At 49.2% G+C, this 8,173-nt stretch carries 7 protein-coding genes; all 7 read left to right on the plus strand.

The features are described from left to right. Window positions 1-3: 3 nt before the first annotated feature. The 7 genes from AOG36_RS06365 (at window position 4) to AOG36_RS06395 (ending at window position 7,826) form a co-directional block, all read left to right on the plus strand. Window positions 4-1,089 (plus strand): DHH family phosphoesterase, encoded by a 1,086-nt coding sequence (locus AOG36_RS06365; protein WP_015106938.1) that lies wholly within the window; start codon window positions 4-6, stop codon window positions 1,087-1,089. Between the two features lie 27 nt (window positions 1,090-1,116). Further along, window positions 1,117-1,809, plus strand: a complete 693-nt coding sequence (locus AOG36_RS06370; RefSeq protein ID WP_015106937.1) for a hypothetical protein — start codon at window positions 1,117-1,119, stop codon at window positions 1,807-1,809. A gap of 10 nt (window positions 1,810-1,819) precedes the next feature. Beyond that, on the plus strand, window positions 1,820-2,812 hold the full coding sequence (gene pheS / locus AOG36_RS06375; RefSeq protein WP_015106936.1) for a phenylalanine--tRNA ligase subunit alpha: 993 nt from the start codon (window positions 1,820-1,822) through the stop codon (window positions 2,810-2,812). Next, window positions 2,812-5,100, plus strand: coding sequence for a YtpR family tRNA-binding protein (ytpR, locus tag AOG36_RS06380; protein WP_015106935.1), 2,289 nt, complete (start codon window positions 2,812-2,814; stop codon window positions 5,098-5,100). Before pheS ends, ytpR begins: the two co-directional genes overlap by 1 nt. Beyond that, window positions 5,097-6,392, plus strand: coding sequence for a 3-phosphoshikimate 1-carboxyvinyltransferase (gene aroA / locus AOG36_RS06385; RefSeq protein ID WP_015106934.1), 1,296 nt, complete (start codon window positions 5,097-5,099; stop codon window positions 6,390-6,392). The genes ytpR and aroA overlap by 4 nt, the downstream gene beginning before the upstream one ends. A gap of 97 nt (window positions 6,393-6,489) precedes the next feature. Further along, window positions 6,490-6,984: a type 1 glutamine amidotransferase family protein gene (locus AOG36_RS06390; RefSeq protein WP_015106933.1), complete on the plus strand. Its 495-nt coding sequence runs from the start codon at window positions 6,490-6,492 to the stop codon at window positions 6,982-6,984. 17 nt (window positions 6,985-7,001) lie between these two features. Further along, window positions 7,002-7,826, plus strand: a complete 825-nt coding sequence (locus AOG36_RS06395) for a 4-hydroxy-3-methylbut-2-enyl diphosphate reductase (RefSeq protein ID WP_015106932.1) — start codon at window positions 7,002-7,004, stop codon at window positions 7,824-7,826. The last annotated feature ends 347 nt before the right edge of the window (window positions 7,827-8,173 follow it).

The following is an 8,173-nucleotide window of genomic DNA, read 5'->3' on the forward strand; positions in this document are numbered from 1 at the left end:
AAAATGCAAGTTTTCCACTTATCCCACATTGATTTAGACGGCTATGGATGCCAATTCATCAGCCGCAACTTTTTTAGAGACATCAAGTTTTACAACGCCAACTACGGGCGGGAGGTGAGCGCAAGGCTGCACGAAATTTTAGGCGACATCGGGCGGGTACTAGAACCCAAGCGCAAGGTTTTAATTTTGGTGACGGATTTGAATTTGACCCTAAACGAGGCGCAGTTTTTGCAAGAGCAAAGCGATGCTCTGCGTTTGCAGGGGCTTGAAGTGCAGGTGCTGCTCCTAGACCACCACGCCACCGGCCAAGACGCAGCCAACATCTATCATTGGTACCACCTAGACACCGAGTGCAGCGCGTCTAAGATCACCTTTGAAACCTTGCAAAAACTCTATACACCCCTAGAGAACATCGAAAACCTAGCTCCCATGGTGGAGATGATCAACTCCATAGATATTTGGCAAGAGGGGGGGTTTGGCTTTGAATTTGGTAAGGTGTGCATGCGCATGATCGCAAGCACCCATGAGCTCAACCGCTTCATGTTTGATGAGGAGCACCGCGCCTATAAATTTGCCCTTTTAGAGAAAGTACCTACCTATTTGCACCAAGAAAAGGGCGAAGTTGCCTTTGACAACGATTTATTTAGGTTGAAAAAAATCGCTTTGGGGGGCAACCCCGATTTAGAAACGATGGACAACATCGCCTCCAACGCCCAAGTTGCCCTGCTCTCACAAAAAAAAGAGGAATGCGCCCTAGAGTGCGAGGGCAAGAAGGGGTTTTTGAGTTACAGCATGGGGGGCATTAGTGTTTTGGCCAATCTCTTCTTGGAGCAAAACCCTGAATTTGACTTTTATATAGATGTGAGCCCTAAGGGATCTGTAAGCCTGCGCTCTAATGGAAAATGCGATGTGAGTAACTTAAGTAAACAATATTTTAACGGAGGAGGGCACAAAAACGCCAGCGGGGGTAAAATAGAAGGCTTTAAAGAAAGTTTTAGCTACTATGACATTAAGGAGCAGTTAGAAAAGGTGTTTCACAAGGAAAAGGGGGCTGATTACAGCTTCTTTGGGAACCGCTTCGAGTTTTAAGCCCAAAGGAAATTGAAAGGAGAATCCATGAAAGCCCAATCTGCATCATATTTTCTTGCTCTAAGTTTACTAACAGGTTGTGTGAGCTACCAAATCAAGCCCGAAAAAATCGCCAGTTATAACAACGGTATCCAGGTTTTAACCTCCGCCAAACCCGACTCTAAAGTCCAAGTGGAGGTCGCCCAAAAGAAATTAAAAGGTCTAGACAACCCACCCTTAGTGATCTATGTGGGGGCGCAGATTTTAAGTGGCACCCCCTTAAACTTCGACACCTCTAACATCTCTGTGAGCGAAAAGGGTAGCCCTCTGCCCGTGCTGGGCTTTCAAGCAATGATGAAATCCAGTTACGACTTTGAACCCGTGTTGCAAAAGTTCAATATTGCCACGCCCAACAGCAACATTGTGGAGGATGGCATCGGGCCCTCTATGTTCTACTACGGACAGGGCAGCTTCTTGGCTTACGACATGATGTTTGGCATGCCCTTCATGATGATGGACGATGTGCAGACGCAAGAGATCATGCAAGAGGAGCGCCAAGCTTTTAAGATTATGGCGATCAACTACCTCAAACGCTCCACCCTAAGGCCCGATGGCAAGGCCAAGGGGGGCTTTGTGGTGATCGACCCCAAACCCATTAAGCCGGGCACTCTTGTGGTGAAGGTTACCCTACACAACGAAATCCACACCTTTAAAATAGACATCCAAAACCCACAACAATAGAAAGGATAGAATGCAGGCATTACAGGTGGCTTTAGAAAAACTAGAGGAGGCAGGGGATTTACACGCGCTTGAGGAGGTGCGCCTATTGGTGCTGGGCAAAAAGGGCTTGCTCGCCCGCGCCTTTGCTGAGCTAAAAAGCCTAGATCAAGAGCAAAAGGCTAGCTACGCGCAAGAGCTCAACCGCTTCAAAGAAAGTTTTAGTGCGATACACGCCAAAAAAAAGAAAGCCCTGCAAACCCTAGAGTTGCAAGCTAGGTTGCAAGCTGAGAAGCTAGATCCCACTCTAGCACACACCCACTTTAGCGCGAGCTTAGGCCATCCACTAAGCTACACTAAAGAGCGCATCATCGCCCACTTCACCCAAAGGGGCTTTAAGCTGCACCTAGGCACGCTTGTGGAGGACGATTTTCATAATTTTAGCGCGCTCAACATCCCCCCCCACCACCCCGCAAGAGCCATGCAAGACACCTTCTATTTTAAAGACCACAAGCTCTTACGCACCCACACCTCCCCCACCCAAATCCACGCCATGCAAGAGCAGGGTTTGCCCATCAAAATGATCGCCGTGGGGCACACCTTTAGGCGCGATTACGACACCACCCACACGCCCATGTTTTCCCAAGTTGAGGGGCTGGTTGTGGATAAAAATATTCATTTCGGGCATTTAAAGCAGGTGCTAGAAGAGTTCTTGCATGCCTTTTTTGGCGCGGTGAAGGTGCGTTGGCGTTCTAGCTTTTTCCCCTTCACCGAGCCTAGCGCAGAGGTGGATATTAGCTGCGTTTTTTGCAGCCAAAAGGGCTGCAAGGTGTGTAAAAACACGGGGTGGCTAGAGGTGCTAGGCTCAGGGCTCGTGCATCCGGGGGTGTTTAAAAATGTGGGGCTAAAGGGCGTGCAAGGCTATGCCTTTGGGCTAGGCATCGAGCGGCTTGCCATGCTCTCTTGTAAAATCAACGACTTGCGTAGTTTCTTTGAAACGGATTTACGCATGCTGGAGGCGTTTTAATGCTGCTACACACCGCCCATTTGGCGCATTTTTTAGACATCTCGAGCTTGTCTATCCCCACGCTTTGCACGGACTTAAGCCGTATCGGTTTAGAAGTAGAAGGGCTACACCCCTTTAACTTGCCCGAAAAAGTCGTGGTGGCAAAGGTGCTTTCTAAAGATAAACACCCCAATGCCGAAAAATTGAGCGTGTGTCAAGTGGATAGCGGCACAGAGGTTTTGCAAATTGTGTGTGGGGCGAAAAATGTAGAGGCGGGGCAGTTTGTGGCCCTGGCCCTGGAGGGGGCGCATTTGCCTAGCAACTTACACATCAAGCCCAGCACGCTAAGGGGTGTAGAAAGTTTTGGCATGCTCTGCTCGGCTAGCGAGCTGGGGTTGCCTAAGTTTGAAGAGGGGATTTTGGTGCTAGATAGTAGCATTAACAGCTATGCGCCCCTAAAACTTGGCACACCACTAAGCGCATTGCCCTTTTTTGCCGGCACGCTCTTAGACATCGGCTTAACCCCCAATCGGGGTGATTGCGCCAGTGTGTTAGGCGTGGCTAGAGAAATTGCCGCGCTCTATGGCTTGAAGCTAAACACCCCAAGTATGCCCACCCCCAACAACAAGCCCGCTTTAAACTTAGCTCAAAGTGCCAAGCACTTAGCCCTAGCTTACGCTAAGTTTAACGCCCCCTCTTTAAACCTGCCCCTAGAAGTGCGCCTAAGTCTAGCCCTGCAAAATGTGTTAAGCAAAGACCCCCTAGACAATCTCTTGACCCACATCACCCACCTTAGCGGGGTTGTGTTGCACGGCTACCCCAACACCCCCATAGAAATTAAAGAGGATAGTTTAGGCTTTGTGCGCGCCTATTCTCAAGGCACAGAGCTTAGCAACATCGCCCTAAACCCCCCCAAAAATGCGGGTTTAAGTGTCTTGATTGAGGCAAGTTTTTTAGACCCCACCTACACCGCCACCCGCCTAAGCCAGCACGCCCCAAAGCACGCCCCCAGCCTGACACAACGCACCACAAGGGGTAGCGAGCCGCAAGTCTTGCTAGGCTTAGCCATCTTGCAAGAGACACTACAAACTCTAAACGGCCCCGCCCTAGAGCTTGAGAGTTTTTATAGCGGGCTTGAGCCAAAGCATATCAAGTTTGAGTTAAACGGCATCACCGGTCTTTTAGGGCTTGCGCTTGGCACTGATAAAGTTAAAAACATCTTAGAGGGGCTGGGCTTTGGGGTAGAAACCAAAAAGGAGCATTTTAGCGTGCAAGTGCCTTTATTTCGGCACGACATCGCCCAAGTTGCCGACATCGCCGAGGAGGTGTTGCGCTTTGTGGGGATTGAAAACATCCCCTCTGTACTGCTTGATTTAAATGAACAAACCAGCCACAACCCCCACTACACCCGCCATTGCTTTGAGCGTACCCTCGCCACCAAAGCCCTAAGCCTAGGTTTTAAAGAAGTCGTGCATTATCTCTTTGCCAAAAAAGAATATTTAGAAAAGCTGGATTATCCCACTTTGCAAGAACACCTAGACCTGCAAAACCCCATCAACAGCGATCTTAGCACCCTACGCACTTCCTTAATCCCCGGGCTTTTGCAAGCGGTGGCGCACAATAAAAACTTAGGCTTTAGGGGTGTGGCGTTGTTTGAACTAGGCAGTGTATATAGTGCGGATAGAAAGGAGACACAAAGCCTAGCCTTTGTAGCCAGCGGGCTAAAAAGCCTGCCCCACTACCCCCACCCAAAGGGCACTCAGTGGGATTTTTACGCCTTCGCCACCACCCTTAGCCATATCTTAGGCTCTTTTAGCCTGCAAACCATCAGCCCTAAAGAACAACAAGAACACCTCTATTTAAGCACCACCTACCACCCCTATGCCAGCGCGTGGATTGTGATAGACGGGCAAAAGGCAGGAGTCATCGGGGCAATCAATCCGATTTTGGTGCAAGAGGAGGATTTATTAGAGGGCTTCATCGCCGAAGTGCAGGGCAGCCTGTTAAGCCCCAAGCCCTACAAAGCCAAAGAATTTTCAAAACTTCCCACCAGCTTTAGGGATTTGACTTTAATTTTAGATAAAGATTGCCCCTTTAGTGCCCTGCAAGAGGTGCTTAAAAAAGTGCATATCCCCTATTTGCAAGAAGTCCTAGCCCTTGATCTCTACCCTGAAAACGCCAATCAAATCGCCCTAAGCCTGCGTTTAAAAATCCAATCCCAGCAAGCCTTAACCGACCCCGAGTTGCAAGAGGTGGTGCAACAGGCTTTAAGCGTGCTTGAAACAGATTTAGGGGCTAAACTCAAATGAAATTAGAGATCAAGCCCGCCAAGCCCTTTAATTTGGAGTTGGAGGGCTTGGGGGCGGATAAGTCTTTGAGCCACCGCGCTCTTATCTTCGCACTTCTTTGTGAAAAGCCCTGCTTTGTAGAAAACCTCTTGCGAGGGGCAGATTGTCTAAGCACGCTAAGCATCGTTAAAACGCTCGGGCTCAAGGTGCAAAAACAGGGCGTAAACACCCTTAAACTCACCCCGCCCAAGAAGCTTTTACACTTTAGCGAACCCACCAAACCCCTAAATTGCAACAACTCGGGCACAAGCATGCGCCTTTTAAGCGGGCTTTTAAGCAGCAGTCAACACCAACAAAACCACTATGTTTTGATGGGGGATAAGTCCCTAAGCCAAAGACCCATGGGGCGGGTGATTGAACCCTTAATACAAATGGGTGCGCACATCCACGCAAGGGCGCAAAACCACGCCCCTTTAAGTGTGCTCAGTAGCCCGCTAAAGGGGATCAACTACCAAAGCCCCATCGCCTCCGCCCAAGTCAAAAGCGCGTTGCTCTTAGCCGCCCTGCAAGCCAAAGACCCCCTAAACTTTAGCGAGCCGTATTTAAGCCGAGATCACAGCGAAAGGGCACTGCTTGCTCTAGGTGCGCCCCTTAAAATCACCCCCTCAAAGCTCACCCTAGAGCCCTTGCAAAAGCCCCTAGAGTCCTTTTCTTGGCGTATCCCTGCTGACCCCTCTAGCGCGTTTTACTTCGCTTTAGCGGTAGCACTGGTGCCATGCAGCTCTGCGCTCTTAAAGGGGGTGCTTTTAAACCCCACGCGCATCGAGGCCTTTAAGGTTTTGGAGCAAATGGGCGCAAAGGTGCGCTATGAGCCAAAAGGGCACATGGGCGCAGAGCCCGTGGGCGATATTTATATCCAGCACAGTCCCCTAAAGGCGGTTACCATCCACGAGAACATCGCCAGCCTCATTGACGAACTGCCCGCTTTGGGGGTAGCTATGGGCGTGGCTAAGGGGGTTAGCGAGGTTAGAAATGCTAAGGAGTTGCGCTTTAAAGAGAGCGATCGCATCGCCACGACCTTAACGAATTTAGAAAAATTAGGCATTGAATGCCACGCCCTAGAGGACGGCTTTAAAATTGTAGGTGGCGGCTTTAAACGCCCCAAAGCACCCCTAGAGAGCTTTAAAGACCACCGCATTGCGCTGAGTTTTGCCATGGCACTTCTTAATTGCGGGGGGGCTTTAGAGGGCATAGAATGCGTGAACATTTCCTTCCCCCATTTTTTAGACCTCTTTAAATGCATCATTATCTAGGGCTTGACAATCTGGCAAAGTGTGCTAGTATATTTAAACTGCTAGTATATTTAAAGAGGGGATCATCAAGGTAGTTTACGCACAACAAGGAGGATTGATGAAAAAATTTTTAGGCATCATAACCAATGTTTCTAAGTATCCTAGTGCGGAAAAGCCCACGAGCTTGTGGCTTGGAGAGGCTGTCCATTTCGCGCATGAGGTTGAAAAAGCTGGCTACGCTGTAGATTACGCCAGTCATAAGGGCACTTATACACCCATCGACCCCAATGACTACGCCGGTGGGCATGGTGCGGTTTGGGATTTCCCGGACAACGCCGCATTAACCCAAGTCGCCCATCTACAACCATGGAGGTGTGGTGTCCTCGTGTGCCACGGCTCGGCGAGACTTTTAAACATTGAGCAGAAGGCGTTGCAATTAGACAAGCTCGTGCCCTATTTGACCGAGGATGCGCTTGTTGCAAGGGGGCTAAGTATGAAAAAGCGGCAGATTGGGCTCCCTTTGCCCTCACCGACCAGTGCATCGTTACAGGGCAAAACCCCGCTTCAAGCACTCCAGTGGCGAAGCAAGTTTTGGAGTTGCTCTAAATTTTAGTGTCAGAGGAGTACCTAATGCGTGTGAAAATGGCGAAGAATTACGGCTTTTGCTTTGGTGTGAAAAGGGCGATTGAAATCGCGCAAAAAAACAAGAACAGCCTCACGCTAGGCTCGCTCATCCACAACCCCAAAGAGATCAAACGACTAGAGCAGGATTATAATGTGCGGGTACAAGAGGAAGTGCAAAGCGTGCAGGCAGATAAAAGCGTGATCATCCGCACGCATGGTATCCCCAAAAACGACCTTGCCCTGCTTAAAGACAAGGGCGCGCACATCATTGACGCAACCTGTCCGTATGTCATCAAGCCCCAGCAGATCGTGGAGAAAATGAGCGCGAATGGGTATCAAATTGTGATCTTTGGGGATGCAAACCATCCCGAAGTCAAGGGGGTGATCAGCTACTCGAGCACCCCCCCCTTGATCGTCAATTCCTTAGCAGAGTTGCAGGATCAAAACCTATCTAAACGGGTGGCTTTGGTGTCCCAGACCACCAAACAAACCCCCAAACTCCTAGAGATTGCTAGTTTCTTGATCGCCCGTTGCGCTGAGGTACGGATTTTTAACACCATTTGTAACGCTACCTTTGACAACCAAGAAGCGGTAAGAGAGCTAAGCCAAGAGGTGGATATCATGGTGATCGTAGGGGGCAAAACCTCTTCGAACACCAAACAGCTTTTTAACATCGCTAAGGAGTTTTGCGCTGATAGTTACTTGGTGGAGGACTTCAACGACCTTGAAGAGTCGTGGTTTAATGACAAAACCCTCTGTGGCATCAGTGCAGGTGCCTCCACCCCTGGGTGGATCATTGAGGGAGTAAGAGAAAAAATTTTAGAGTTTTAGGGGGATCAGTCCAAGTTTTATCAATGCATGAAGGGGTAGAGCGTGGATCTCTACACCAATGGAGTTTGGGGCCTTTGACTTTGTCGTTTTGGTGTTTTTTAAAATACCCAATCACTTTTTCTAAAAATTTAGGGTTATCCTTAAGCTTACTTGGCCTTGTTTGCAACCACCCTATCCACTCTCCCCTTACCCGTTTTGGTGGCCTGACCTACGCACCAATTATGTGCTAACCCACACAATGCTCCTTTTTTGTGCAAATGAGGCCGATAAAGATGCTTGCTTAAGCTTGCTTAAATAGAGCTTTTGCATCCATCTTGGCTTTTATGCTACAAGCAGAAGCTTTTGCA

The organism is Helicobacter heilmannii (assembly GCF_001283065.1).
Lineage (GTDB): Bacteria > Campylobacterota > Campylobacteria > Campylobacterales > Helicobacteraceae > Helicobacter > Helicobacter heilmannii.

Excerpts from the sequence above, each read along its gene's own strand:
- AOG36_RS06395 (WP_015106932.1), top strand. The coding sequence starts at position 7,002 with ATGCGTGTGAAAATGGCGAAGAATTACGGCTTTTGCTTTGGTGTGAAA.
- aroA (WP_015106934.1), top strand. The coding sequence starts at position 5,097 with ATGAAATTAGAGATCAAGCCCGCCAAGCCCTTTAATTTGGAGTTGGAG.
- AOG36_RS06370 (WP_015106937.1), top strand. The coding sequence starts at position 1,117 with ATGAAAGCCCAATCTGCATCATATTTTCTTGCTCTAAGTTTACTAACA.
- pheS (WP_015106936.1), top strand. The coding sequence starts at position 1,820 with ATGCAGGCATTACAGGTGGCTTTAGAAAAACTAGAGGAGGCAGGGGAT.
- ytpR (WP_015106935.1), top strand. The coding sequence starts at position 2,812 with ATGCTGCTACACACCGCCCATTTGGCGCATTTTTTAGACATCTCGAGC.
- AOG36_RS06365 (WP_015106938.1), top strand. The coding sequence starts at position 4 with ATGCAAGTTTTCCACTTATCCCACATTGATTTAGACGGCTATGGATGC.
- AOG36_RS06390 (WP_015106933.1), top strand. The coding sequence starts at position 6,490 with ATGAAAAAATTTTTAGGCATCATAACCAATGTTTCTAAGTATCCTAGT.